General features: G+C 60.7%; 26 protein-coding genes and 1 pseudogene. 9 read left to right on the forward strand and 18 right to left on the reverse strand.

Annotated features, from left to right (window positions below):
- The first annotated feature begins 200 nt into the window (after positions 1–200).
- Positions 201–671: an Lrp/AsnC ligand binding domain-containing protein gene (locus ABJN75_RS05930; protein WP_348437738.1), complete on the forward strand. Its 471-nt coding sequence runs from the start codon at positions 201–203 to the stop codon at positions 669–671.
- Positions 672–735: 64 nt separating this feature from the next.
- Here ABJN75_RS05930 and uxuA read toward each other — a convergent pair whose 3' ends face one another.
- From uxuA to ABJN75_RS05945, 3 genes and pseudogenes are all read right to left on the reverse strand, one after another.
- Complete coding sequence (gene uxuA, locus ABJN75_RS05935; protein WP_348437740.1) at positions 736–1,923, reverse strand: mannonate dehydratase; 1,188 nt, start codon at positions 1,921–1,923, stop codon at positions 736–738.
- Positions 1,920–2,105: a hypothetical protein gene (locus ABJN75_RS05940; protein WP_348437823.1), complete on the reverse strand. Its 186-nt coding sequence runs from the start codon at positions 2,103–2,105 to the stop codon at positions 1,920–1,922. Before ABJN75_RS05940 ends, uxuA begins: the two co-directional genes overlap by 4 nt.
- A pseudogene (locus ABJN75_RS05945) lies at positions 2,094–2,313 on the reverse strand (mannitol dehydrogenase family protein); the annotation flags it as partial. The gene ABJN75_RS05940 and the pseudogene ABJN75_RS05945, both read right to left, overlap by 12 nt.
- Before the next feature lie 181 nt (positions 2,314–2,494).
- Between ABJN75_RS05945 and ABJN75_RS05950 the strand changes: the two are divergent.
- Positions 2,495–3,199 carry a GntR family transcriptional regulator gene (locus ABJN75_RS05950; RefSeq protein ID WP_348437742.1) on the forward strand — a complete coding sequence of 235 codons (705 nt, stop codon included), beginning with the start codon at positions 2,495–2,497 and terminating at the stop codon, positions 3,197–3,199.
- The gene (locus tag ABJN75_RS05955; RefSeq protein ID WP_348437744.1) at positions 3,196–4,089 is read left to right on the forward strand and encodes a sugar kinase; all 894 of its coding nucleotides are present in this window, start codon (positions 3,196–3,198) and stop codon (positions 4,087–4,089) included. Before ABJN75_RS05950 ends, ABJN75_RS05955 begins: the two co-directional genes overlap by 4 nt.
- 91 nt (positions 4,090–4,180) lie before the next feature.
- Here the strand turns inward: ABJN75_RS05955 and hypF are convergent, their stop codons facing one another.
- The 11 genes from hypF to ABJN75_RS06010 form a co-directional block, all read right to left on the reverse strand.
- On the reverse strand, positions 4,181–6,502 hold the full coding sequence (gene hypF / locus ABJN75_RS05960; protein ID WP_348437746.1) for a carbamoyltransferase HypF: 2,322 nt from the start codon (positions 6,500–6,502) through the stop codon (positions 4,181–4,183).
- On the reverse strand, positions 6,502–6,945 hold the full coding sequence (locus ABJN75_RS05965; RefSeq protein ID WP_348437748.1) for a nickel-dependent hydrogenase large subunit: 444 nt from the start codon (positions 6,943–6,945) through the stop codon (positions 6,502–6,504). Before ABJN75_RS05965 ends, hypF begins: the two co-directional genes overlap by 1 nt.
- Positions 6,942–8,636 (reverse strand): hydrogenase maturation protein, encoded by a 1,695-nt coding sequence (locus ABJN75_RS05970; RefSeq protein ID WP_348437749.1) that lies wholly within the window; start codon positions 8,634–8,636, stop codon positions 6,942–6,944. The genes ABJN75_RS05965 and ABJN75_RS05970 overlap by 4 nt, the downstream gene beginning before the upstream one ends.
- A 3-nt stretch (positions 8,637–8,639) precedes the next feature.
- Complete coding sequence (gene hypE, locus ABJN75_RS05975; protein ID WP_348437751.1) at positions 8,640–9,677, reverse strand: hydrogenase expression/formation protein HypE; 1,038 nt, start codon at positions 9,675–9,677, stop codon at positions 8,640–8,642.
- The gene (gene hypD / locus ABJN75_RS05980; protein ID WP_348437753.1) at positions 9,674–10,825 is read right to left on the reverse strand and encodes a hydrogenase formation protein HypD; all 1,152 of its coding nucleotides are present in this window, start codon (positions 10,823–10,825) and stop codon (positions 9,674–9,676) included. Before hypD ends, hypE begins: the two co-directional genes overlap by 4 nt.
- Positions 10,822–11,076 (reverse strand): HypC/HybG/HupF family hydrogenase formation chaperone, encoded by a 255-nt coding sequence (locus ABJN75_RS05985; RefSeq protein WP_348437755.1) that lies wholly within the window; start codon positions 11,074–11,076, stop codon positions 10,822–10,824. Before ABJN75_RS05985 ends, hypD begins: the two co-directional genes overlap by 4 nt.
- An 11-nt stretch (positions 11,077–11,087) precedes the next feature.
- Complete coding sequence (gene hypB, locus ABJN75_RS05990; RefSeq protein WP_348437757.1) at positions 11,088–11,948, reverse strand: hydrogenase nickel incorporation protein HypB; 861 nt, start codon at positions 11,946–11,948, stop codon at positions 11,088–11,090.
- The gene (gene hypA / locus ABJN75_RS05995; RefSeq protein ID WP_348437759.1) at positions 11,948–12,289 is read right to left on the reverse strand and encodes a hydrogenase maturation nickel metallochaperone HypA; all 342 of its coding nucleotides are present in this window, start codon (positions 12,287–12,289) and stop codon (positions 11,948–11,950) included. The genes hypB and hypA overlap by 1 nt, the downstream gene beginning before the upstream one ends.
- Positions 12,289–12,552 (reverse strand): nickel-dependent hydrogenase large subunit, encoded by a 264-nt coding sequence (locus tag ABJN75_RS06000; RefSeq protein WP_348437761.1) that lies wholly within the window; start codon positions 12,550–12,552, stop codon positions 12,289–12,291. The genes hypA and ABJN75_RS06000 overlap by 1 nt, the downstream gene beginning before the upstream one ends.
- A 226-nt stretch (positions 12,553–12,778) precedes the next feature.
- Positions 12,779–13,345, reverse strand: coding sequence for a UbiX family flavin prenyltransferase (locus ABJN75_RS06005; protein WP_348437763.1), 567 nt, complete (start codon positions 13,343–13,345; stop codon positions 12,779–12,781).
- Positions 13,342–14,850 carry a UbiD family decarboxylase gene (locus ABJN75_RS06010; protein WP_348437765.1) on the reverse strand — a complete coding sequence of 503 codons (1,509 nt, stop codon included), beginning with the start codon at positions 14,848–14,850 and terminating at the stop codon, positions 13,342–13,344. Before ABJN75_RS06010 ends, ABJN75_RS06005 begins: the two co-directional genes overlap by 4 nt.
- A 132-nt stretch (positions 14,851–14,982) precedes the next feature.
- On the opposite strand from ABJN75_RS06010, the gene ABJN75_RS06015 reads away from it, so the two are divergent.
- From ABJN75_RS06015 to ABJN75_RS06025, 3 genes are read left to right on the forward strand one after another with little or no spacing between them, the layout of a single operon-like run.
- Positions 14,983–15,519 carry an SCP2 sterol-binding domain-containing protein gene (locus ABJN75_RS06015; protein WP_348437767.1) on the forward strand — a complete coding sequence of 179 codons (537 nt, stop codon included), beginning with the start codon at positions 14,983–14,985 and terminating at the stop codon, positions 15,517–15,519.
- Complete coding sequence (locus tag ABJN75_RS06020) at positions 15,519–16,496, forward strand: peptidase U32 family protein (protein WP_348437821.1); 978 nt, start codon at positions 15,519–15,521, stop codon at positions 16,494–16,496. The genes ABJN75_RS06015 and ABJN75_RS06020 overlap by 1 nt, the downstream gene beginning before the upstream one ends.
- 19 nt (positions 16,497–16,515) lie before the next feature.
- Positions 16,516–17,436 carry a U32 family peptidase gene (locus ABJN75_RS06025; RefSeq protein WP_348437769.1) on the forward strand — a complete coding sequence of 307 codons (921 nt, stop codon included), beginning with the start codon at positions 16,516–16,518 and terminating at the stop codon, positions 17,434–17,436.
- Between the two features lie 46 nt (positions 17,437–17,482).
- Here the strand turns inward: ABJN75_RS06025 and ABJN75_RS06030 are convergent, their stop codons facing one another.
- From ABJN75_RS06030 to ABJN75_RS06045, 4 genes are read right to left on the reverse strand one after another with little or no spacing between them, the layout of a single operon-like run.
- Positions 17,483–18,676, reverse strand: a complete 1,194-nt coding sequence (locus tag ABJN75_RS06030) for a Xaa-Pro peptidase family protein (protein WP_348437771.1) — start codon at positions 18,674–18,676, stop codon at positions 17,483–17,485.
- A 17-nt stretch (positions 18,677–18,693) separates the two neighbouring features.
- Entirely contained in the window at positions 18,694–19,107 is a 414-nt protein-coding gene (locus ABJN75_RS06035; protein ID WP_348437773.1) for a cupin domain-containing protein, read from the reverse strand.
- Positions 19,104–19,952, reverse strand: coding sequence for a phosphoenolpyruvate hydrolase family protein (locus ABJN75_RS06040; protein WP_348437775.1), 849 nt, complete (start codon positions 19,950–19,952; stop codon positions 19,104–19,106). Before ABJN75_RS06040 ends, ABJN75_RS06035 begins: the two co-directional genes overlap by 4 nt.
- 11 nt (positions 19,953–19,963) lie before the next feature.
- On the reverse strand, positions 19,964–21,154 hold the full coding sequence (locus ABJN75_RS06045) for a Tm-1-like ATP-binding domain-containing protein (RefSeq protein WP_348437777.1): 1,191 nt from the start codon (positions 21,152–21,154) through the stop codon (positions 19,964–19,966).
- A 140-nt stretch (positions 21,155–21,294) separates the two neighbouring features.
- Between ABJN75_RS06045 and ABJN75_RS06050 the strand changes: the two genes are divergently transcribed.
- From ABJN75_RS06050 to ABJN75_RS06060, 3 genes are all read left to right on the forward strand, one after another.
- Positions 21,295–21,915: a TetR/AcrR family transcriptional regulator gene (locus ABJN75_RS06050; RefSeq protein ID WP_348437779.1), complete on the forward strand. Its 621-nt coding sequence runs from the start codon at positions 21,295–21,297 to the stop codon at positions 21,913–21,915.
- Positions 21,916–22,251: 336 nt separating this feature from the next.
- Entirely contained in the window at positions 22,252–23,562 is a 1,311-nt protein-coding gene (locus ABJN75_RS06055; protein ID WP_348437781.1) for an extracellular solute-binding protein, read from the forward strand.
- Between the two features lie 84 nt (positions 23,563–23,646).
- Positions 23,647–24,552, forward strand: a complete 906-nt coding sequence (locus tag ABJN75_RS06060) for a sugar ABC transporter permease (RefSeq protein ID WP_348437783.1) — start codon at positions 23,647–23,649, stop codon at positions 24,550–24,552.

The raw sequence follows: 24,552 nt of genomic DNA on the forward strand, positions 1-24,552 counted from the left end.
TGTTTTCAGAATCATGCCCGCTGACGGAAACAGATCTCAATACGTCCTGCTGAAAATCAGAAACCCACACCGAAACACGAATGCACTCCGGGTCACCCCGCTCAATGATTTTAGTCGAAAAGACTAGTATAAGGAACTTTATTTAGTTTATATTCGGGTTTATTGGCCAAATTTCAGGAAGTATTAGGAAAAAAGACCAAATGAGAAGGAAATTAGATCCGACAGACCGACGCATCTTGAATGCACTGCAATCCTTCGGGAGACTATCTATAGTTGATCTCGCCGAACGCGTACACCTTACCAAAACCCCCTGTTCGGAGCGGGTCAAGCGGTTGGAACGTGAGGGCGTGATCATGGGATACAGCGCCACGCTCAATCCCGCAGAGGTCGAAATGGACCATGTCATGATTGTCCATGTGAACCTCGCCAAGACCAGCGAAAGCGCACTCGAAGACTTCAATCAGGCGATAAAGCAGATCCCCGAAGTCCAAACCTGCCTGATGATCGCCGGTCCGTTCGACTACATGCTGAAGGTACGCACCCGCGACATCTCCCATTTCAGGGAACTCCTCGGAGAAAGGATCAGCCAGTTACCAGCGGTCATGCAGACCCACTCCTACGCGGTCATGGAAACCGTCAAGGAAACCGCGATGATCGAATTGCGCGGCTGACGGCAGCAGCATCGTCCGGCTGCAAACCGGCATCGCAATTTGCATTGCCGGTAATCTGGCGACATCACCTGCGTTCTTTCCAGTCATGCGACAGCCCGGCAATGACACCGCGCAACTCGGCGAGGCCGCGCAGGCGGCCGATCAACGGATAGCCCGGATGGGTATTGCGTGCGGCGTCATCGAGGAGTTCATGGCCGTGATCCGGGCGGAACGGAATTTCCCAGTCATCCTCACCGATCCGGCGCCGGCGCGCCTCTTCCTCAAGCAGCACGGCCGTAAGCGCGACCATATCGGTATCGCCGGCAAGATGCGCCGCCTCCTCGAAGGAACCGTCGGCATCCTTGCGCACATTGCGCAGATGGGCGAACCAGGTCCTTGAGGCAAACCTTCGGGCGAGTTCAGACACGTCATTGTCGGGATTGGCGCCCAGTGAGCCTGCGCACAGTGTCAACCCGTTTGCCGGACTGTCGACAGCGTCAAGAATCCAGTCGATATCTCCGGCATCGGAAACGATCCGCGGCAAGCCCAGAATGTCACGCGGCGGGTCGTCGGGATGAACACACAAACGCATTCCGAGATCCTCGGCTGCCGGGATAATTTCATCCAGAAAGCGTTTGTAATGTCGGCGCAGCGCGGACCGGTCGAGCCCGTCATAAAGCTTCAGCGCCGCCTTCAGGCCGTCAGCGTCGTAGCGATCAAAAGCACCGGGAAGACCAGCCATCACCGAATGCATCAATTGTGCACGACCTTCGTCCGATGAAGCCTGGAACCAGCTTTCGGCAGCCGTGACGACCTCTGCCGGATACGCATAGCGCGCTTGCTCACGGCCCAGCATATGGATTTCCAGTGCCGCCATTTTGGGTGTCGAGAACCGCAGGCACGAGCCGCCTGTTGCGACAGGCGCGGCAAGGTCGGTCCTGGTCCAGTCCAGCAGCGGCATGAAATTGTAGCAAATCGTCCGGATACCTTCGGCGGCCAGGTTGGCCATCGACTGCCGGTAGTTGGCGAACAGGGCCGAGAGATCCCCGTCGCCGCGCTTGATCCGCTCGTGGATCGGCAGGCTTTCCACAACCACCCAGTCCAGCCCAGCGGCCAGAATATCGGCCTTCCGTTTGGCAATTGTTTCGCATGGCCAGACTTCGCCATAGGGGATCTCATGCAACGCGGTCACGATCCCGGATGCACCGGTCTGCATAATCTCACTGAGCGTAATCTTGTCGAGCGGCCCGTACCAGCGCCAGCTTTCCTTCACAGCATCTCCTCCACCACCTGCCGCGCGCCACCACGGCTCACCACCTCATAGGAACGCCTCACCTGACCTGCCAGTTGAGCAGTCAGGTCAGCACTGAAAATCACCCGAACACCCAACCGGGCTGCGATCTTCTCCGCTGGCGTCTCGCCGGCACCTCGCAGGCTCCTGAACCGTTCCGACAACGGATCCTTGACCTCGATGGGAAGACCCGTTCATCGGTTCCGCCAAGGTAACGCATCCAGGCCGCGACTGCGAGCATCAGCCGGCGCTCGCCCGTCCTGCTTTCAGATTGTCCGAGATTGTTCCAAGCAACCGCTGTGGCAGTTTTTGGCTGCCGTCCATGGCAATCTGCCAGGTTTGGTGCCGGATCGCCGGGTTGAAAAATCATTCGAACCGCGCCTCGGCATGATCGTCCAGATGGACTCCGTCCGGAGCAAAAAAGGATGGCATGGTCTCGGCGCGCCAGAGCCGTTTGACTTACCCCTCCCGCGAAGGCTGATTTCATTAGGCCTTCCAATCAATGTGATATAGTAATATGCTAGTATGCATACCTAGTCAACGGAGTGACTGCATGTCCGCAACGTCCAGTTTGAGGACCCTTGAACCGCTCAACCGCCCATCAGTGGCGGACACGGTGTTTGACCAATTGAACCGTCAAATCCTGTCGCTGGAATTGCCTCCCGGCACAAAGATGTCGGAGGTCGAGGTGGCCAAGGCATTGGGCGTTTCCCGCCAGCCGGTCAGGGATGCATTTTATCGTCTGTCCAAGCTCGGCTTCCTGTCGATCCGGCCGCAGCGGGCGACCCTGGTTTCGCAGATTTCCGAAGCCGGAGTGCTTCAGGCGCGCTTCATCAGAAACGCCATCGAGGCGGAAACCGTGCGCACGGCCTGCCGAGTGCTGGCCAAGGAAGATCACAGCGCTCTTGACGAGATCATCGACCAGCAGAAGCAGGCGGTTGACGCAAACGACCCGGTCAGCTTCCATGCCCTGGACGACCAGTTTCACAAGGAAATCTGTGACCGCTCCGGACTTGGATTCGTCTGGGACATCATCCGGGAGAAAAAGGCGCATATGGACCGGGTGCGTTTTCTTTCCCTGTCCTTCGCATCCCAAGACGCCTTTGGTGATCACGTGAACATCATGGAAGCAATCCGGGCGCGCGACGAAGAACGGGCGATGCAGCAGATGCGGCTGCACCTGTCACGGATCCAGCAACAGATCGTCCGGATCAGGGCCGCCCATATTCACTATTTCGCCGATGAGGCCGACACATGAAACGTTCATTTCTGTCGATCGGCGAATGCATGGTCGAAATGGCATCGATCGCAGACCGCAACTACCGGCTCGGCTTTGCCGGCGACACATTCAACACGGCCTGGTACATGCGTCGCTTGCTCGGCGGGGCCTGGGATGTCGCCTATTTCACTGCGGTCGGAGATGACGCGATCTCCACCCAGATGACGGATTTCATCCGCAATTCCGGAATCCGCACCGTTTTTGTCCGCCCCCTGCCCGGTTGCACCGTCGGCCTGTACATGATCCAGCTTGATCAGGGCGAGCGCAGTTTCTCCTACTGGCGGTCAAATTCGGCAGCACGCAAACTGGCAAATGACCCGAGCCTGCTTGAGACAGCGCTGACCTCGGCCAGCCTGGCCTATTTTTCCGGGATTACCCTGGCCATCCTGCAGCCAGAAGGACGCACAGAATTGTTGAACGCCATTTCGGCGGCACGGCGGAAGGGTGTCACGGTGGCGTTCGATCCGAATCTGCGGCCTCGCCTCTGGGACACGCCCGAAATGATGCGGCAGGCGGTGATGTCCGCCGCCGCTGTCAGCGACATCATTCTGCCCTCCCATGAAGACGAGGCGCATTTCTTCGGTGACGCGATGCCGCAGGCCACCGCCTCGCGTTATGCCGAAGCTGGCGCATCGCTTGTGGTGGTCAAGAACGGCCCTGGCGAAATTGTCAGCCTCAGCGGCGGCGGGATCGGCCGGCATGACCCGGTCCGGGTCGACAGCGTCGTCGACACCACCGCCGCGGGCGACAGTTTCAATGCCGGCTTTCTTGCCGGTTATCTGGACAAAGAAGACCTCGCACCGGCGATCAAGGCCGGAGCCGACCTTGCCGCCAAGGTCATTTCAAAACACGGCGCCCTGGTTGACTGATTTGATCTTGCCCGGAGTTTGATAACGCACGACGATCATCCTGTGTCGGTTCGCGGTCGTAACACGCCGGTCGGATTCACTGTGAGCGGGATCATCTGGTCTGCACAGCAGCAATCACGGCCTGGCCGAGCGACAGTCCGCCATCATTTGCAGGCACACGGACATGGGCCAGAACGGTGTACCCTTCACGTTGAAGCCGGCCATGCAATGCTTCCAGCAGAATCCGGTTCTGCATCACCCCGCCTGAAAGTACGATCCGTTGCACACCGGCATCCGCGGCGATGCGCATCGCAGTGTCAGTCAGCGCGTCCGCAAGCCCGAGGTGGAAACGCGCGGCAATCGTCCCGGGGCTGGCTCCACTGGAGAGGTCTTCAATCAACGCCTCCCACAGCGGCGTCCATGACAGCACATAGGCGCCTTTATCCCGCGTGATGGCGACCGGATATCCCGATGTGCCCGCAAGACAAGGGGTGGCCAGTGCTTCCATCTCCATCGCCGCCTGGCCTTCATACTGCTGACGATCCGCGCACAGGCCAAGGGTGCCTGCGACCGCATCGAACAGACGACCGGCCGAAGACGACAGCGGCGAGTTGAGCTTTTGGGTGATCATCTGTCCGATGACACCGAGCGGCCGGACCGCGAGCGCCGCATCAAGCTGTGTGCCGGATACCTGCGCGAACCAGTCCGGGCCGAAAGCCGCATGGAGATGAGCGACCGTGTTGCGCCACGGTTCGCGCATCGCCTGCGCACCGCCCGGCAGCGGAACCGGCGCAAAGTGTCCGGCTCGTTCAAAGCCGTCATAGCCGCCCAGGAGGAATTCACCGCCCCAGATGCTGCCGTCAGCCCCAAACCCGAGACCGTCCATGACCACGCCAACTGTCAGGTCATCTCCGGGCTCGACCCCATGCTCGGCAAGGCAACTGGCCAGATGAGCATGGTGGTGCTGGACGCGCACCAGCCTTGCCCCGGTTTCTTCCGCCAGCGCCGCGCCCCATTGGGATGAGAGATAATCCGGATGCAGATCAATCGCGATCACCTCCGCATCGAAGCGAAAGATATTCCGGTAGAGCGTAATCGCCTTGCGATAATCGGCATGGCTCGCCGCCTCCTCCAGATCCCCCAGATGCTGCGAGACTATCGCCTGCCCGCCCTGAAGCAGCGTGAAGGTCGATTTGAGTTCGCCTCCCATGGCAAGGACCGGCGAGTGGCCTGCAAACCCGGCTGCGAGCGGAAGCGGCGCTGGCGCAAGTCCTCTCGCCCGTCTCAGGATGTGCGGGCCGGGCGCGTCAAGCCGGACAACCGAATCGTCGAGACGGTTGATGATGTCGCGATCATACATCAGCCACAGGTCTGCAACGCCGGTGAGCCGCAGGCGCGCGTCCTCGTTGTCGATCGCCTGCGGTTCATCGCAGAGATTGCCGGAGGTAAGAACAATAGGCCGGTCAAGCGCCTGCATGAGCAGGTGGTGCAACGGTGAGTAGGGCAGCATGAACCCGGTCCGGATCTGCCCCGGAGCAACGCCAGGAGCGAGAGCTTCGCCGTCATTGCGCAGCACCACCACAGGCGCGGCACTGGAGTGGAGCAGTTCCTGCTCTTGCGCCGAGACCGCACAGAACCGGCCGATCTGGGAGGTGTCTCGCGCCATGACGGCCAGCGGCTTGGCGGCACGGCGCTTGCGCTCCCTCAGTTTTGTGACAGCCGTCTGGCTGGTTGCGTCGCAGGCCAGATGAAACCCGCCGATGCCCTTGATCGCAACGATTTCGCCATCGCGGATCCGGCCCGCCACCTTCAGGAGAAGATCGTCGCAATCGATTTCGCCATTGCCGTCTTCCAGCCAGAGCCGCGGTCCGCACACCGCGCAGGCATTGGGTTGCGCATGAAATCGCCGGTCGGAAGGATCTTCATACTCGCGTGAACACTCCTGACACATCGGAAAGGCGTTCATCGATGTCCGCGCCCGGTCGTAGGGAATCGAATGCACGATCGAAAGCCGCGGGCCGCAATGGGTGCAATTGGTGAAAGCGTAGCCAAACCGCCGGTTGGACGGATCGCTGATGTCAGCCAGGCAGGCGGGACAGCTCGCCGCATCCGGCACCACGCCCGTCGAAATTTCGCCGCCGCCGCTCTTGATGATCCGGAACCCGCCCGCTGCCGGGTTTTGGTCCAGCGCTTCCCAGCTGATGGAATCGATGCGGGCAAGCGGCGGGGCTTCGTTCGAGAGCCTGTCCTTAAACCGGCTCTGTGCCGCTATGCTGCCCCAGACTTCGATCTCAACACCGGCTCCGTCGTTGAGCACATGGCCGACGAGCCCCTCCTCCGTCGCCAGCCGCCAGACATGCGGGCGAAATCCGACACCCTGCACCAGACCCCGTATCCGGAACCGTCGACCAATTCTGTCTGAAGCTGCGTCCATCACACAGCCTCAGTGCACCGTGCAGACGAGATACGGATCGAAGGAACGGACAATATGCTGAACCGCCACCGGCTCGGTCTCGCCGGACGAACCGATGCGCCCGCAAGCGCCTGCTCCGGCGGCCTCGGAGTGCCGTCCAGATCGCGGCTATAAATTCCACGTGGTCGGCCGATGATCTGGTAGTTGGCCATCCGCCCGTTATCGATTTTCAGCCAATGGCCCAGCGACCCGCGAGCCGCCTCGGTCAGGCGCAATGCCCGGTCCCGGTCCATTGTCGGATACCCGAACGACGTTGCCATTGCGGCTCTTTTCACCCCGGATCGAGATCTCCCCTTCCGGGTTGCAGCGGTGCTGACCTCGAAATTCTCGTTGAGAATACGCTCCAGCAATTCCAGCGAACGGACCTGGTCATCGACCACCGGGATTGTCGGAAGCCCCGTCATGACGCAGCCTTCCTGCGTGCCTGCATCATCTGAGCGGTCGCCCGGTGGCGAGCAATGGTGATCGGCGTGCGCGACTTGGCGACCTTGTAAACGAAATTATGTCGTGCGACGTGGTAGCTCGGGTCGAAACCATAAAAGTTGCGCCGCAACCGGCCAAGTTCCTCGGCGCGGTAGTCGGCAAGCGGTTTGACCGCCTCGTCCGCTGCGCGCCGCCGGGCCTTTTCATCCAGCCGGCTTTGAATATCGGGGCAATTGGCGAGGCTGATCGCCATGTCGCGCACCGTTTCGTCAAATTCCGCCCATCCGGCTTCGACAATCCTGTCGGCCAGACCGAGCGAAAGCGCTTCCCTGGCGCCCATCGGCAGGCGCGCAGCGGCTATGCGCATGGCGTTGTCGGCACCGGCATGACGCGGCAGCAGATAGGTCCAGAATTCCGATCCGTAGAGATTGCCCATATCCTTGTAATGCGGATTGAGAATGACACCCTGTCGCAGCCAGACCGCATCGGCCGCACGCGCCAGAAACACGCCGCCGGCGCCTGCATTGCCGCCGACAGCCGAAACGACGATCTTGCCGGTGGTGCGGATGATGGCTTCGGCCAGATCATCCATGGCGTTGATGTTGGCCCACGACTCGTCGGCCGGACTGTCTGCCGCCTCGATCATGTTGAGGTTGAGGCCATTTGACCAGTGATCCGGCCCGCCCGAAAGCACGATCAGCCGCGTCGGCCGGGCAACGGCCTCGTGCCAGGCTGCAAGCAATTGTTGACAGGTCTCGGTCCCCATCGCGCCATTGTAGAAGCGAAAATCGAGAAAACCGACCGCATCCGCCTCCTCATAGCGGATCTCGTCAAGGCCCGGCATTTCCGGGAGGTTCCTCGCCTCAGCCGCAAACACCTGTGTCGCGGGCAGCTTGATGGTTTTCGGTCCGGCCTTGCGGACATGTCCGATCCACACAGCCCCGTCACGCGTTGCCCTCGCGATGGCTCCGCCGGAGCGTGCGATTGCAGCTCCCGGCTCGCTCTCCGGCAGATCTTTCGCGGAGTGGGCATTGAAGAGATAAACCTCATGGCCAAACATTTCATCGCGCACACCCGGCATTCCATCCGCGGAAGCGATCTTGCGCAGCACCGTTTCGGTGTCGTCACGCGCCCAGTCGATCGCGCGGGAGTGCTGCTTCATGCCGTCGCGCCAGATCGGCACCGCCCCCAGCGACTGCATGCTGACCGGCTTCGCACCTTGGGTGATCCTGTCAATCGCCTCGAGTACCGCCTGGGTTGCGGCTTCTGTCACTTCATGCCGGTAAAGGCTCGATTTCGGCGCATCGCGCATCACAAAGCGGCGATGCGCCCACACCGGACCCGCATCCAGACCGCTCTCGGCCTGCAGCACTGTCACGCCCCATTCGGTCTGGCCATTCAGGATCGCCCAGTCGAGCGCTGATGGTCCGCCGTCCCCTGCCGGTCCGGGATGAACCACAAGGCAGATCCGGCTTTCCCAGATGCTCTGCGGGATGGCGCGCTTGAGGAAGGGCGCGACGATGATGTCGGGGGAAAACAGCTCAACCGCCTCGACAGCCACCGCATCATTGATATCGAACTCGACCGAAATCTCATGTCCCCTCTCGCCCAGCTCCACAAACAGCCGCTGGCTGAGAGAATTGAAGCTGTGGCAGAGGAACAGGATGCGCATGGCTCAGCAGATCCTCGGCAATTGCTCACCGGCAAGCCAGTCGACCACCCGCGTGCCGCCGAAGCCGGTTTTCATCTGAACAAGGTTTGCATTGTCGTCGGTGACAGTTCCGATGCGCGCAGCATCCTTGCCCAGCGGATTGGCGCGCATGAGCGCAATCAGCTTGTCCGCATCCGCCGCCTCGCACAGGCAGACGAGCTTGCCCTCGTTGGCAACGTAGAGCGGATCCAGCCCCAGCATCTCGCAGGCCGCGGCGACATCCGGCCTGAGCGGAATCGCCGCCTCGTCGAGCATCATGCCGACATTGCCCGATCTGGCGATTTCGTTCAGCGTCGCGGCAAGTCCGCCGCGTGTCGGATCGCGCAGCACCGCGATCTGCGGAACAGCCCCGATCATTTCCGCGACCAATCCGTGCAGGGCGGCGCTGTCGGAAAGGATTTCCGTTTCGAATTCGAGATTTTCGCGTTTCGACATGATCGCCACGCCATGATCGCCGATCGGGCCCGACAGCAAGATCGCCTGTCCGGCTTTCGCCCGGTCGGCGCAAACCCGCACACCCTCCGGCACCACGCCAAGGCCGGTGGTGGTGATGAACACCCCGTCGCCCTTGCCTTTTTCAACCACCTTGGTGTCGCCCGTGATCACCGGCACGCCAGCCTCGCGCGCCGCATGCGCCATCGAGATGACGATCCGCTCCAGATCGGCCAGCGGAAAGCCTTCCTCGAGTATGAAACCGGCGGTGAGGTAAAGCGGCCTGGCGCCCGCCATGGCCACGTCGTTGAGCGTGCCATGCACCGACAGCGAGCCTATGTCGCCACCGGGGAAAAACAGCGGCGAGATGACATGGCCGTCCGTCGCCATCACCAGACGCCCCGGGGGCACCTCAATCAGCGCCGCATCATTGCCCTGAGCGAGGATCGGATTGCCAAGGTGCCGGTGGAACAGATCGCGGATCAGCTCGGCCATCGCCCGTCCACCGCCGCCATGGGTCATGTCGATGGCGCCGGTTCTCTTCGAAGCCCGAGTGTCAGCCATGTTCATGCGGCGACTTCCTTGTCGGCACCGGCAGGACCGCGGAAACGGCCGTAACTCCAGTAGGCCGCGCAAGCACCTTCCGATGACACCATGCACGATCCCATCGGATTGTCCGGTGTGCACACCGTTCCGAACAGCTTGCAGTCGGTCGGCTTCTTCACCCCGCGCAGGATCGCCGGGCATTCGCAGGATTTGACCTCGCGCGACTGTTTCTCGGAAATCTCGAAGCGCTTCTCCGCATCGAATGCGGCATAGGCGTCGCGGATGCGCAAAGCGCTGTAGGGCACTTCGCCAAGCCCGCGCCACTCGAAACTCTGGCGCAGTTCGAAAATTTCGGAAACCAGTTTCTGGGCCTTCAGATTGCCTTCCCGGGTGACCACGCGGGTGTACTCGTTCCCGACTTCGGCCCTGCCCTCATTGATCTGGCGGATCAGCATCAGCACCGACAGCATCACGTCAAGCGGTTCAAAGCCTGCAATGACGACCGGCTTGGCGAATTCCTCGGCGAAGAACTCGTAAGGCTCCGAACCGATCACCGAACTGACATGCGACGGACCGAGAAAGCCGTCGATCTTCACCGTTCCGAGATCCCGCACTTCCGGCGATTCCAGAATATGGCCAATCGCCGAAGGCGTCAGCACATGGTTGCAGAACACCGTGAAGTTTTCGAGCCCTTCGGCTTGGGCCTGATGGATCGCCACCGCCGTTGGCGGCGTTGTCGTCTCGAAACCGATGCCGAAGAACACCACCTGACGGTCCGGATTGTCGCGGGCGATCTTCAAGGCGTCGATGGTCGAATAGACCATTCGGATATCGGCGCCATCGGCTTTGGCGCGGATCAGCGAGCGCTGTTTGGTGCCCGGCACACGCATCATGTCGCCGTAAGAGCACAGGATCACGTCATAGCGCTCGGCCAGTTCCACCGCGTCATCGAGGCGGCGCACCGGCAGCACGCAGACCGGACATCCCGGGCCGTGGACGAACTTGACATTGTCCGGCATCAGGTCCTGCACGCCATAACGGAAGATCGCATGTGTGTGCCCGCCGCAAAACTCCATGAGATGATAGCTGCGATCAGGACGCGCCTCGGCGCTGATCTTGGCTGCCAGGTTTGCGGCCAGATCGCCATCGCGGAATTCGTCGACATATTTCATGCTTCGCTCCCCGCAATCTCTTCGAGTTCTTCCTTCAGAATTCCGGCTTCCGCCATCAATGCCAGCGTTCGCGCGGCTTCCTCGGGACTGACCCGGTGCAACGCATAGCCGACATGGATCAGCACGTAGTCATCGACAGCGACCTCATCGAGCAGCGCCACCGAAATTCGTTTCTTGATGCCTTCCAGCGCCACCACCGCCATGTCATTTGCTTCGAGCGCAATTACTTTCGCCGGGATTGCCAGACACATTGATCGTTCTCCTATTCCGCCGCCGCGCCCAGCCGATGACCCGCCAGCGCCATCGCCCGCGCCGCCGCCAGCCAGGCGATCCAGGCTTCCATGCCTTCACCGCTGCGGGCTGACACCTGCAGTATCTTGATCGCCGGATTGACCTTGCGGGCGTTGGCGATTGCCGCATCCACATCGAAATCAAGATAGGGCAGCAGATCGGTCTTGTTGATCAACACCAGATCCGAAGCCGCGAACATGTCGGGGTACTTCAGCGGCTTGTCCTCGCCTTCGGTCACCGACAGGATCACCACCTTGTGCGCCTCGCCCAGATCGAAAGCCGCCGGGCAGACCAGATTGCCGACATTTTCAATGAACAGCACGGAGCCGTCCCCGGGCGCCAGATGCTCGACAGCGTGACCGACCATGTGGCCATCGAGATGGCAGCCCTTGCCGGTGTTGATCTGGATCGCGGGCGCGCCGGTTGCACGGATGCGCTCGGCGTCGGCGGAGGTCTGCTGGTCCCCCTCGACCACATAGCTCTTGAGCCGGTCGCCAAGCAGTTCGATGGTCTTGACCAGCAAAGCCGTCTTGCCGGACCCGGGACTGGAGACGAGATTGAGCGCCAGAATGCCGTGGCTTGAGAAAAAACTGCGGTTTTCCGCCGCGTAACCGTTGTTCTTGGCGAGAATGTCGTGTTCGAGCTGGATCATCCGACCTTGGCTCATGCCGGCAACGCTCGCACCGGCGGGGCCTGTGTCATAATCGAGGGAACCATGGTGATCATGGCTGTGGGGGTGATGATCATGATGGTGGCCGTGGTGATGGGCATGCGCCTTGTCGGCGCCCTCGACCCGGACTTCACCGTCTCCACATCCGCAAACCGTACACATCAGTTGACCTCCAGTTGCTTGATCCGCAATTCCTCGCCACCTGTCACCTGCAACTGGTGCGATCCGCAGTCGGGACACGCATCATACCGTTGTTCGATGACGATGTCCTTCCCGCAGGAAAAACACCAGGCTTTGGCCGGTGTCTCGATGATATCCAGTATGGCGTCTTCGGCAATGGAACCGCGCATGACGACATTGAAGCCGAATTTCAGCGCCTCGATTTCGACCCCTGAAAACGGCCCGATCTCGACGCAGACCCGCTTGACCCGGTCGAATTTCTGCTCGCGCGCCTGATCCTTCAAAACGCCCAGAATACTTTCGCAGATCGACATCTCGTGCATCAGGCTGCCCTCGCTTCACAGGCGACGCAAGGATCGATGGCGTTGCCCACCGGATGGGCAGGCGAAATCCTGCCGGCCTCGTCATGCCCGTCGAGTGTGGCCAGGCACCGTGCCACAATACCGTGCGCCATGATGTTCCAGTCTGTTGGCGAGACAATGTGGTAAGCTTTAACGTGCCCGTCATGAAGTTCGACCGTACGGACAAGCAGCCCGCGTGCGGCCTCGACCATGCCGATGTCTGTCCGATCCCCGGTTTTGGTCATTGTCCTCGGCTCTCCATCGCCATCCAGCAATAAACGCATTTCGGTCGGAAGGCACGCAAGTTCGGCGTTCCTCGCAATGAACGGCGCGCCAGACCCGAACTGTTGAGACCTTCGACCGGACCTTCGCTCAAGCACCGCGAGAACAGGCATGTTTCCCTCGCAATCTGAAGGCCGGTTCGCGGCTTGCTTCAGGATTCAGAGAGGACGGGATGCCCGGAAAATTTCGTCATTGGGCCTCGCCCGCCCAGGCTTGCGCGACCGGAGCACCAAGACGCAGCAGGTCAACCGCCCGAGCCGCGATCTGCTGCACGATCTCGTCAGTTGTCCGGGGACACATATAAAATGCCGGCACCGGTGGCATGACGATGCCTCCCATTTCCGTCACCGCCGTCATGTTGCGCAGATGGGCGAGCGTCAAGGGTGTTTCCCGCGCCAGCAGAACCAGCGGCCGGCGCTCCTTCAACTGCACACTCGCCGCGCGGGTCAGCAGATTATCGTCCAGCCCCATGGAGATCGCGGCCAGGCTGCGCATCGAACAGGGAGCAACCAGCATCCCCGCCACCGGCGAAGAACCCGAGGCAATGGTTGCGCCCACATCACGCAGATTATGGTTTCGATCGCAAAGGGCGGTCAGTTGCGCCAGGGCGTCGGGGCCGCATTCCGTAGCCAGCGTCCGTTCCGCCGCCGCACTTACCACCAGATCTATGCTGGCGCCCAGCGCGCGCAGATGCCCTGCGGCCGCGACCGACAAGGCCGCGCCCGAAGCCCCCGAAACACCCAGAATAACCCTCATCGCGCGCCTCCGATTTCAGCCAGCAGATTGTCGGCGAAAGCCTCGGCCTCCGGTGAGGTCGCGATAACCTGACCCCACTCGCGCGAGGTTTCCGTACCGATCTTTGTGGTCGCGTCAATGCCCATCTTGCCCGCAAGCCCCTCAACCGGCGAGGCAAAATCGAGGTAATCCATGGGCGTGCGATCCAGCATCAGCACATCGCGCCCCGGGTCCATCCTTGTGGCCATGGCCCAGGCGATGTCATCCCAGTTGCGCACGTCAATGTCGGCATCCACCACGATCACCATCTTGGTATAGCTGAACTGCGGCAACATTCCCCACAACGCCATCATGACGCGGCGCGCCTGCCCCGGATAGCGCTTATCGATTGCCACCACCGCTATCCGGTAGGAACAGGCTGCGGGCGGCAACCAGAGATCGCGTATTTCCGGAATTTGCTGGCGTATCACCGGCAGGACCAGATCATTGAACACCTCGCCGATGACCGACGGTTCATCCGGCGGGCGTCCGGTCGAGGTTGACAGGTAAAGCGGATTGGATCGATGGGTCAGCGCGGTCACCTGCATCACCGGAAATCTCTCGACCGCATTGTAATAACCAGTGTGATCCCCGAACGGCCCCTCCGGCGCGGTTTCGGTCGCGGAAACCCAGCCTTCCAGCACCATTTCGGCATGGGCAGGTACCAGAAGCGGCACCGTTCGTGCCGGCACCAGTTCCGTGCGCGTGCCGCGAAGAACGCCTGAAAATGCCAGTTCGGACACGGTTTCGGGCAAGGGAAGCGCTGCGGCCAGCAAGGTTGCCGGATCGGCCCCCAGCACAATGGCCACAGGCATCGGTTCACCCTCGCGCGCCCAGCTGCGATGATGCGCCGCACCTCCGCGATGCGCCAGCCAGCGCAGGATCAGCCGGTCAGGGCCCAGCACCTGCGCGCGATAGACGCCCGCATTATAATTTGCGACAGCTTGCGCGTCGCTGCCCCGGGGCCGTGTCAGCACCACCGGCCAGGTGATCAGCGGTCCGGCATCACCGGGCCAGCAGGTCTGCACCGGCAGCCTCGTCAGATCGGGGGTTTCAGTCACCACATTGTGCACCGGCGCCTTGCGCAACATGCGGGGCCGGGTGCTCAGCGCGGCCTTCAGCATCGGCCAGCGAGACAGCGCATCGCGCATCCCGTCAACCGGGGCAGGTGCGCGCAATTCGGCCAGAAACCCTCCGAAATCGGCGATTTGTTCGGGCAGCAATCCCAGACCGGCGGCGACGCGGCGGCGTGTGCCGAAGAGGTTTGCCACCACCGGGACGTCAGAGGTGCGGCCGTCGGGTAACACCGGCTGGTCAAACCGCAGCACCTGCCCGCCCGCCCGCAACACCTTCATATGGACCGCGGTCATCTGCTGGCTGGTTGCCACGGGTTGAGCAACCCGCAACAAATCCCCCTGTCCCTCCGACCAGTCGAGAAACGAGCGCAGGTTTGCAAAGACGGGAAGATGGCGGTGGATGGCGTCCAAGATGATTTCCTTGGCTGGGATCATGATGTGTTAACAGCCCGCTTCGCGCTTCGACTTGACATATGTCAAGTCTTCCACGCCGCCACGCGATTAGACTCGCATAACAACTGCCGTCTTCCGACCGAGGCTCATGTGTCCGATATTCACACGTCATTTCCCACCATCCCGGCGCTGCTGGTCGGCGTCCTGCGAGCGGCGCCGCTGACACCTTTGGCCCAGGTGCTGACAATGCTGGCGCGGCGGCTTGTCATCCGTCACCCGGGACTGATCGACCGGTTGGGGCCGCATGCTGGTTGCCGGTTTGCCATTGTCCCCACCGATCTGCCTGTCACCTTGCTGCTGCACCCTCACCCGACAGCCATGCGCATCACCCTGCACCGCCACCCGCCCGCGGCAGACGCACGTATCGCCGGGCCGCTGGCTGCGCTGCTGGGTCTGGTGCACGGCACCTGGGATGGCGACGCGCTGTTTTTCTCGCGCGATCTGGTGATTGACGGCGACACCGCCGCCGCCTTGGCGCTGCGCAACGCCATTGATGATTCCGAGCTTGATCTGGGCGCGGAAATAGCCGGTTTTTCGGGACCATTCAGCACGCTTCTGTACCCGTTCATCGATCTTGTCGCACGCAGGACCGGCATGCCGTTGCGCCGGGCGGAGATGCCGCAATGATGGAACTCGTCTGCCCTGCCGGCACCCCGGCAGCCCTGCGCGCCGCAGTCGACGCCGGAGCCCACACCATCTATTGCGGCTTTGCCGATGAAACCAATGCCCGCAATTTCCCCGGCCTGAACTTCAGTCGTGAGGAACTGGCTGCTGGCGTTGCCTATGCCCGCCATCGCGACGCCAAGGTGCTGGTGGCGATCAACACCTTTCCTCGTGCCGGGGCAGAACAGCTCTGGCACCGCGCGGTGGCCGACGCTGAAACCGCGGGCGCATATGCGGTCATTCTGGCCGATCTGGGCCTTCTGGCCCACGCCAGCGAGCATCACCCTGGCCTGCGACGTCATCTTTCGGTGCAGGCCGCGGCAGCCAATCCCGACGCCATCAACTTCTACGCATCAGCCTTTGGAGTACGCCGCGTTGTGCTGCCACGGGTGCTCACTGTCGCCGAAATCGCCGCGATCAATCGCGAGATCGAAGTGGAAACCGAAGTCTTCGTGTTTGGCGGGCTTTGCGTGATGGCGGAGGGACGCTGTTCGCTGTCGTCCTACATCACCGGCAAATCACCCAACATGAACGGTGTCTGCTCACCGCCCTCGCATGTGCAATATGAAGAAACCAGAGGCGAACTGGCAGCCAAACTTGGCGGCTACACCATCCACCGCAACGCCAAGGACGCGCCAGCGCCATACCCGACGCTGTGCAAGGGCTGTTTCCATTCAGGCGACAAGACCGGCTATGTATTCGAAGACCCCAGCAGCCTGGACGCCAAGGATCTGATCCCGGCGCTGGCGAAAGCCGGCGTGACGGCCCTCAAGATCGAGGGCAGGCAGCGATCACGCTCCTATGTGGCGCAGGTGGTGCGCAGTTTCCGCAGCGCGGTTGAAGCGGTGGCGGCGGGAAATCCGGTGCCGCCTGGCACACTTGCCAGCCTGACAGAAGGCCAGGCCGCCACCACCGGGGCCTATCGCAAGACATGGAGATAGGCGAGAGGGATACATGAACATGGAACTGACTGTCGGACCGAACCAGTTTTTCTGGGACGCTGCCATCTGGCGTGACTTTTATCTGCGGCTCGCCGACGAGGCACCGGTCGAAACCGTGGTGCTGGGCGAACTGGTCTGCTCCAAGCGGCTGCCGTTTTACCAGGTTCATTTCCCCGAAGTCGTCGAGCGTCTGCAGGCGGCGGGAAAGACGGTTGCCATGACCAGCCTCGCATTGATCACGCTCAAGCGCGAACGCAAGCTGACCGCCGAACTGGCCGACATGGGGCTTGAGGTCGAGGTCAACGACCTTTCGACAATGGCACATCTTGCCCCCGACACCGCCTTCTCGGTCGGCCCCTTGGTCAATGTCTACAATGAAGGCACGCTGGGCTGGCTCGCCGCGCGCGGCGCAACACGGATCTGCCTGCCGCCGGAATTGCCGCTGAGCTCGATTGCCACCCTGGCCAAGGCCGCGACAATCCCGATCGAGGTGTGGGGATGGGGCCGCTTGCCGCTGGCGATCTCGGGGCGCTGCTATCACGCGCGTCTGCATGATCGGGCCAAGGACAATTGCCAGTTCGTTTGCGGCGACGATCCCGATGGCCGCGCGGTCGACACCCTGGACGGACAGCCGTTTCTGGCGGTCAACGGAGTCCAGACGCTCTCGGCAAGCTGCGCCAACGCGGCCTATCAGGTGCCCGGCCTGCGTGAGGCCGGCGTGGCATCGCTGCGCCTGTCACCCCAGTCCGAAGGTTTCGTCAGTCTCTGCGGACTGTTTCGCGAGCTGATTGACGGGAAAATCGATGCCGAAACCCTATCGGCGAAAGCCCTGCCGCAGGCGCCGGGCGGCCGCTATGCCGACGGTTTCCTGACCGGAATCGCCGGCGTTGACTGGTCCGGCGATCAGGCAACGGCCCAGCACCATATCGCCCGCGCCTGATGCAGGTACGTTAACGTTCAAATTGTCCGTTTGAACGCAACATCGATTACGTCGAACTGACGATCCATCCGCGATTGTCGTCGCCGAACAATTCATGTCCGTCATCGGTGACGATGATGGTGTCCTCGAGCTTGATGTATCCACGCTTCGGGTGCTGCAGCGTGGTTTCCACCGAAAGAACCATGCCGGGACGGAACGGTTTGTCCGCATCGACACCTTCATAAGCCACAGGGTGGTTTGTCATCAGGAACGGCGCTTCGTGGCTGATCAGGCCCATGCCATGCGCGAAGAAATCATTGTGCTTTGCATTGGGCCCGCGCCGGAGCTCAGCCTCGCCTGCGGCAATCATCTCCGCACCGGTCCGGCCCGGAGCGATACAGGCGAAAGCTGCCTGCTGCACGGCCTCGATCTCGGCCAGCAGATCGACCAGTTCGGCATCGGGTTCGCCAAGCACGCCCATCCGGCAGATGTCGCCGATATAGCCATGAAGATTGCCACCCGAATCGATGGACATCACCTCGCCCTTGTTCCAGCTCTGGTTCGAGCCGGCCCGGACATGACTGTCGCCAAGTGTCAGCAGGCAATATTCGAACGCCAGCTCGCGTCTGGTCTCTTCCTGACGCAGACGTTCGATGATCTGGTGTTTCGAACTGCCTTCGCCTGATGCAAGGATTGTTGCCTGCATGGATTGGCTGATCCGCGCAGTGGCCTCGCGCAACAGATCGAGTTCCGGCTTCGACTTGATCATGCGCAGCCGGGTGAGTTCCATGCTGGCATCGACCAGCGTCGCCTGCGGCAAGGCTTGCGTGAGCGCATCAAACCCGTCCTTGGGCATGAACCCGGCCTCGAACCCAATCCTGCCGCTCGCAACCCCGCATTTCTGCAAGTGCGCGGCGGCAGCTTTCATGGTGTCCACCGAGCCCCAATGATCGGGACGGAACTCGGGAACCCAGAACGGCGACACCTTGTGCTCATGGATCTCCATCTTGTTGGCGAAGTATCCGGTGCAGTCCGGCTTTCCGCGAACATAGACAAAGGCCGGCAGATAACGGCTTTGTCCGATGGCATCCATCGCCGAGAAGAAGATGAACTGATAGCCGCCAAGGAGATAGCGGACATTGTGTTTCGATGTCGCGACCAGGGCATCGAGCCCGGCTGTCTCCATGGCTGCATCCAGATCCGCGAAGCGGTAGGGCAGATCATCGGCCGAAGCGGCGTGCAAGGGGGAAATATCGTGCATCTTTGTCAGCTCCCTGTTCAAGCGTGCGGCGGCGGGACAAGACGGAAATCGGGAAGTTCCCTAAGGAGCTCCTCCGGGCCGGCCGGGCTGTAGACCACGAACAGCTTCATCGGTTTGTCGCCGGTGTTCAGTGTCGAATGAAAGCGGCTTTCCGGCACGAAGATGGTGCAGCCGGCGCGCACCTGTTCGGTCACCGGATTGCCCTTTGTATCCTCGACCATCTGTTCGCCATTGCCTTCCAGCACATAGATGATTTCCTCGGCGCCGGGATGATTGTGCCGGGAATGGCCCTGGCCGGGCGGAACATGCACGACACCGGCGGAAAACCGGCCGGCACCGTTGACCGATGGCCCGCAAGTCACCGTCAGGTGACCCCAATCGAAGGCAAAACGGTCGACGGCTTCCGGATAGACAAACAAGGTCTCGCTCATGACTGGGTTCCTTTCAGGTTCGGCAGGGATTTGAAATTGCGGATCTGGTCGCGGATGGCGGTTTCGGCGGGCAGCCGTTCTGCTGAACTGGCTCCGTAAAATCCGTGACAGCCGTTGCAGCGCGACAGCACATAGGCAGCATCGTCGGGCATCGAAATCGGCCCGCCGTGACACAGAATGATGATGTCGGCGCGGATGCCGCGCGCCGCAGCCGCTATGGCATCGATCTCGGCGACGCAATCATCAAGACTTTTTGCCGATGTCGCACCTATGCTGCCGCCGGTGGTCACGCCCATATGCGCCACGATGATGTCGGCGCCGGCGCGCGCCATTGCTTCGGCTTCGCCGGTGTTGAACACATAAGGCGTCGTCAACAGATCGAGTTCGTGGGCGGCGGCAATCATGTCGACTTCCAGACCGAAGCCCATGCCGGTTTCCTCGAAACTCTGCCGCATCGCCCCGTCAAACAGGCCGATGGTGGGGAAATTCTGCACGCCGGAAAAACCCATATATTTCAGTTCCGCCAGGAATTGCGGCATCAGCACAAACGGGTCGGTGCCGTTTACGCCGGCAAGTACCGGCGTGGTGCGCACCACCGGCAACACCTCCACTGCCATTTCCTTGACGATTTCATTGGCGTTTCCGTAGGCCAGCAGCCCTGCAGCAGAGCCACGTCCGGCCATGCGGTATCGCCCTGAATTGTAGATGATGATCAGGTCGATGCCTCCGGCTTCCTCCGCCTTGGCCGAAAGCCCGGTTCCGGCACCTCCGCCAATGATGGGAAGGCCTTGCGCAACCATGGAGTTGAGCCGGGCGAGAATGTCCTTGCGGGGTATTGCGGGCATAAGGTGCTCTTTCAGGTAAGTGACAGGAAAGTCTCGACCGCGGCCTTGGCAAAGGCCGGGTCATTGATATGAAGCGGCAGACGCTCGATCCGCCGGTCGGCGGAGGCATCGAAGGCGTCTTCGATCGCGGCGAACAGAACTTCATCCGCCTCCCGATCGAAAAATGCGCCGCCCTCGATATCCAGCGCCGATACGCCGCGTTCGGGAATGAGAAATCGCAGCGGGCCATTGCAGGCGCTGAGCTTGCGTCCGATCCAGTTGCCGATCCGTCGGCATTCCTCCTGGTTCGTGCGCATCAGTGTGACATTGCTGTTGTGATGATAGAATTGACGTCCCGCAAAACCGGCAGGCACGGTTTCCGGCGCCCAGAAATTGACCATATCGAGCGCCCCAACGGAGCCGACATAGGGAACGCCAGTGCGCGCGATTGCATCAAACCGCGCTGGCGTTGCCGGCAGCACGCCACCGACGAGCAAGTCGCAGACTTCGGTGGTGGTGATGTCGAGCACGCCCGACAGGACCCCGTCATCGACCAGCTTTTCCATGGTTCGCCCGCCGACACCGGTCGCATGGAACACCATGCAATCATGGCTGGACTTGAGCTGCTCGACCATCGAGGTGACGCACTGCGTGGTCACGCCGAACATGGTCAGGCCGACCGAGCTTTGCTCTTCGCGCGCCTGGTAGACCGAGCCAACCATCCCGGAGATTGCATGGGCCGCGTTGTGAACAATCATGCGGCTGAGTTGGTTGAGACCGGCAAAGTCGGTGACCGAGGGCATCATCACAATATCGGAAATATCGACATAGGGACCGACATCGCCCGAGGCCAGCGTCGAGACCATGATCTTGGGCAGGCCGTAGGGCAGACCACGCATCCCGGCGGTGACAATCGATGTTCCGCCGCCGCCGCCAATACCTATGATGCCGGCAATATCCTGGCGGCCGGTGATGAAAATTGAAAAGGCGACGCTCATGGCTGCAACCGCAACCCCACGGTCATCGCCAGACAAGACCGCGCCGGCGCCGTCCGGATGACAGGATGCGACTTCGCTGGCCGCGATATCCACCCTGATCGAAGGCTCGCGCGTTCCGACGTCGACCAGAACCACCGGTACGCCGCTCCCTGCGATCACTTCCGCCAGATAGGCGAGTTCAGGCCCCTTGGTGTCGGCGGTGCCGACCACATAGACGTGTTTCAAACCTTCCTCCCTCCACAACCAGCGTCCGCTCCCTGACGCTGCCGCTTGTTTTTAGCAAACTCGAAAACCGGGGTTGCCCATTTTTGAGACGTGAGTATCATAATGGTATCAACGTCTCACAACAGTCAACCGGTACAGTCATGAAACCCGAACACGGCCCCCGCGCCCGCACACGCAAATTGATGGTGACGACCGCCAGCCGCCTGATGCAATCGGGCCTGACGCCATCGGTGAGCGAAGTCGCCGAGGCCGCCGAGGTTTCGCGCGCCACCGCCTACCGGTATTTCCCCAACCAGGCGGCGCTGGTCCATGCAGTGGTCGACGAGGCGCTTGGCCCAATCCTGAAATGGAAGGGCAAGACCCAGGACGCCGAGCAGCGCATCCTTGACTTGTTCGACAAGGCCCTGCCCCGCATCTCCGAGTTTGAGGCGACCTTCAAGGCGGCGCTGAGATTGTCGCTTGAACAATGGGCGCAGGACGGCACGCCAGGCGATCAGCCCCGTTTCACCCGAGGTCACCGCATCGACCTTCTCAACGATGCGCTGTCGCCGCTGCGCGGCCATTTGACGGAAGCCGAGTTTGACCGCCTTGCCCAGGCCATCTCGCTGATCTTCGGCGTCGAGCTCTACACCGTACTCAAGGATATCTGGCAATTGTCCGACACACAGTCTTCCCAGGTTGCCAAATGGGCAGCTTGCGCACTGGTCCGATCCGCCATTGCCGATGCGGTGAATGAGGGTAGAACACCGACAGGAATCTAATCTGGTCTTACCAATCATGGAATTTTCCACTTTCTCATCCCATCAGTCTAATGGAGAATTTTCTTTACAAAAGCCTGTTTTTCAATCCTTCTAGCATTTTCCATGTCATATTTATGCAATAAGACATTCTGTAAGACCAATTGAAGCGGTTGACCGAAACCAAATTTGGTAATACCAAATTGATATTGCAGAAAGTGACTGTGGAGGGTCACCCAAGCATGAGAGGTGCAAAACATATCAACGAAGGCCAGCACTCGCAGCACAGCGAATGCAGGTCAAAAGCCTGAATTTGCCGGCCGGTTGAAATCGAATGGCTATCAATGGGAGGAGATCAGAATGCGCACTAAAATGATCAGCATCGCAGGGGGACTTGCACTTGCCTTGGCAAGCGGCACTTCGGCGTATGCACAGGAATTGACAATCTTCTGGGCCGAATGGGACCCAGCTAACTATCTTCAGGAACTCGTCAATGAGTACGAGGCGGAAACCGGCGTTTCGGTGACTGTCGAAACGACGCCATGGGCTGACTTTCAGACCAAGGCCTTTACCGAATTCAACGCCCGCGGCTCTGCCTACGACATGATCGTTGGTGACAGCCAGTGGCTTGGTGCCGCCTCCGAAGGCGGCCACTATGTCGATCTGACCGACTTCTTCAACGAGCACAATCTCAGCGAAGTCATGGCTCCCGCGACCGTGAAATATTATGCCGAGTATCCGGGCAATTCGGGCAAGTACTGGGCGGTTCCGGCCGAAGGCGATGCGGTTGGCTGGTCCTATCGCAAGGACTGGTTCGAAGATCCGGCTGAAATGACCGCCTTCAAGGAGAAATACGGCTACGATCTGGCGCCGCCCAAGGACTGGAAACAGCTCACCGACATCGCCGAGTTCTTCCATCGTCCCGACGAAAACCGCTACGGCATCGCCATTTACACCGACAATTCCTATGACGCGATGGTCATGGGCGTGGAAAACGCGATCTTCTCCTATGGCGCGGATCTGGGCAACTTCGAAACCTATGAAGTCGACGGTTATGTAAACAGCGACAAGGCTGTTGCCGCGCTGGAAAACTACAAGAAGCTTTACGGTTTCACCCCTCCGGGCTGGGCCAAGACCTTCTTCGTGGAAAACAACCAGGCGATCACCGAAGGCCTGGTGGCCATGTCGATGAACTATTTCGCCTTTTTCCCGGCCCTGCTCAACGAGGCTTCCAACCCGCATGCCGCCAACACCGGCTTCTTCGCCAACCCGGCAGGACCTGATGGCGATCAGTATGCGGCGCTTGGCGGCCAGGGCATCTCCATCGTCAAGTATTCCGAGAACCAGGAAGAAGCGATGAAATTTCTGGAATGGTTCATCAAGGACGAAACCCAGAAGCGCTGGGCCGAACTTGGCGGCTATACCGCAAGTGCTGCCGTGCTTCAGTCCGAGGAATTCCGCAAGGCAACGCCTTACAATGAGGCGTTCTACCAGACCATGTTCAAGGTCAAGGACTTCTGGGCAGTGCCGGAATTCGCGGAACTGCTGACGGCGGCCAACCAGCGTCTGTACCCCTTCATCGTGGGCAACGAAGGCACGGCCAAGGACACTCTCGATGCACTGGCATCGGATTGGGAAGCCACCTTCAAGAAGTACGGTCGGGCACAGTAACCGCTTCCCGCCGGAATCAACCAACAAGGGGCGCTGCGGCGCCCCTTCCTTCCCGAACAATCTGAAACGCAAGGAAGATATCCCGTGGCGTCCCCAGTCATGACCAATCTGGACCCGAATTCGCGCGCCGCCGCGAAAGGGCTGAGCGACCTGACCATCCGCAACCTGTTCATCATTCCGACAATTGCGTTCCTGATCATTTTCAACATTTTCCCGCTGCTTTATTCGCTGGCCTATTCCTTCACGGATTTCAGGGCCTCGACCAATGCGCCGGCAAATTTTGTCGGGCTGCAGAATTACCGCGACCTGCTCAGTGATCCGTTCATCTGGAAGAATTTCTCGATCACGGCCAAATACGTGCTGATATCGGTCACCGGACAGGTGATCGTCGGCTTCGGCCTTGCCATGTTGCTCAACCGTTCGATCCCCGCCAAAGGTCTGATCACGACGTTGCTGCTGCTGCCGATGATGCTGTCGATGGCGGTCGTCGGGTTGTTCTGGAAGCTGCTCTATGATCCGAATTTCGGCATCATCAACTATTTCCTCGGACTCGATAAGTTCGAATGGCTGGCGGATCCGGATATGGCGCTTTACGCCATCGCCATTGTCGATATCTGGATGTGGGCCCCGTTTGTCATGCTGCTGTCGCTGGCCGGTCTCTCCGCGGTGCCAAAACACCTCTATGAGGCGGCCGAGATCGACCGCGCGTCGGGTGTCTACACCTTCTTCCGCATCACGCTGCCGCTGGTCGCACCGATCCTGATGATCGCCATCATCTTTCGCACGATGGAAGCGTTCAAGACCTTCGACCTGGCATATGTGCTGTCGTCACAACCAACGACCGAGCTGATCGCCATCCGGCTCTACAAGATGGCGTTTCAGGAATGGCAGACCGGCATGTCTTCGGCGCTGGCCTACATCGTGCTGATCATGGTGGTCGCAATCACCAATATCTATGTGAAATATCTCAACAAAGTGAAGGCGCGCTAA

The organism is Hoeflea sp., assembly GCF_039975035.1.
GTDB lineage: Bacteria > Pseudomonadota > Alphaproteobacteria > Rhizobiales > Rhizobiaceae > Hoeflea.

Excerpts from the sequence above, each read along its gene's own strand:
- ABJN75_RS05930 (WP_348437738.1), top strand. The coding sequence starts at position 201 with ATGAGAAGGAAATTAGATCCGACAGACCGACGCATCTTGAATGCACTG.
- ABJN75_RS05950 (WP_348437742.1), top strand. The coding sequence starts at position 2,495 with ATGTCCGCAACGTCCAGTTTGAGGACCCTTGAACCGCTCAACCGCCCA.
- ABJN75_RS05955 (WP_348437744.1), top strand. The coding sequence starts at position 3,196 with ATGAAACGTTCATTTCTGTCGATCGGCGAATGCATGGTCGAAATGGCA.
- hypF (WP_348437746.1), bottom strand. The coding sequence starts at position 6,502 with ATGGACGCAGCTTCAGACAGAATTGGTCGACGGTTCCGGATACGGGGT.
- ABJN75_RS05965 (WP_348437748.1), bottom strand. The coding sequence starts at position 6,945 with ATGACGGGGCTTCCGACAATCCCGGTGGTCGATGACCAGGTCCGTTCG.
- ABJN75_RS05970 (WP_348437749.1), bottom strand. The coding sequence starts at position 8,636 with ATGCGCATCCTGTTCCTCTGCCACAGCTTCAATTCTCTCAGCCAGCGG.
- hypE (WP_348437751.1), bottom strand. The coding sequence starts at position 9,677 with ATGAACATGGCTGACACTCGGGCTTCGAAGAGAACCGGCGCCATCGAC.
- hypD (WP_348437753.1), bottom strand. The coding sequence starts at position 10,825 with ATGAAATATGTCGACGAATTCCGCGATGGCGATCTGGCCGCAAACCTG.
- ABJN75_RS05985 (WP_348437755.1), bottom strand. The coding sequence starts at position 11,076 with ATGTGTCTGGCAATCCCGGCGAAAGTAATTGCGCTCGAAGCAAATGAC.
- hypB (WP_348437757.1), bottom strand. The coding sequence starts at position 11,948 with ATGTGTACGGTTTGCGGATGTGGAGACGGTGAAGTCCGGGTCGAGGGC.
- hypA (WP_348437759.1), bottom strand. The coding sequence starts at position 12,289 with ATGCACGAGATGTCGATCTGCGAAAGTATTCTGGGCGTTTTGAAGGAT.
- ABJN75_RS06000 (WP_348437761.1), bottom strand. The coding sequence starts at position 12,552 with ATGACCAAAACCGGGGATCGGACAGACATCGGCATGGTCGAGGCCGCA.
- ABJN75_RS06005 (WP_348437763.1), bottom strand. The coding sequence starts at position 13,345 with ATGAGGGTTATTCTGGGTGTTTCGGGGGCTTCGGGCGCGGCCTTGTCG.
- ABJN75_RS06020 (WP_348437821.1), top strand. The coding sequence starts at position 15,519 with ATGGAACTCGTCTGCCCTGCCGGCACCCCGGCAGCCCTGCGCGCCGCA.
- ABJN75_RS06025 (WP_348437769.1), top strand. The coding sequence starts at position 16,516 with ATGGAACTGACTGTCGGACCGAACCAGTTTTTCTGGGACGCTGCCATC.
- ABJN75_RS06030 (WP_348437771.1), bottom strand. The coding sequence starts at position 18,676 with ATGCACGATATTTCCCCCTTGCACGCCGCTTCGGCCGATGATCTGCCC.
- ABJN75_RS06035 (WP_348437773.1), bottom strand. The coding sequence starts at position 19,107 with ATGAGCGAGACCTTGTTTGTCTATCCGGAAGCCGTCGACCGTTTTGCC.
- ABJN75_RS06040 (WP_348437775.1), bottom strand. The coding sequence starts at position 19,952 with ATGCCCGCAATACCCCGCAAGGACATTCTCGCCCGGCTCAACTCCATG.
- ABJN75_RS06050 (WP_348437779.1), top strand. The coding sequence starts at position 21,295 with ATGAAACCCGAACACGGCCCCCGCGCCCGCACACGCAAATTGATGGTG.
- ABJN75_RS06055 (WP_348437781.1), top strand. The coding sequence starts at position 22,252 with ATGCGCACTAAAATGATCAGCATCGCAGGGGGACTTGCACTTGCCTTG.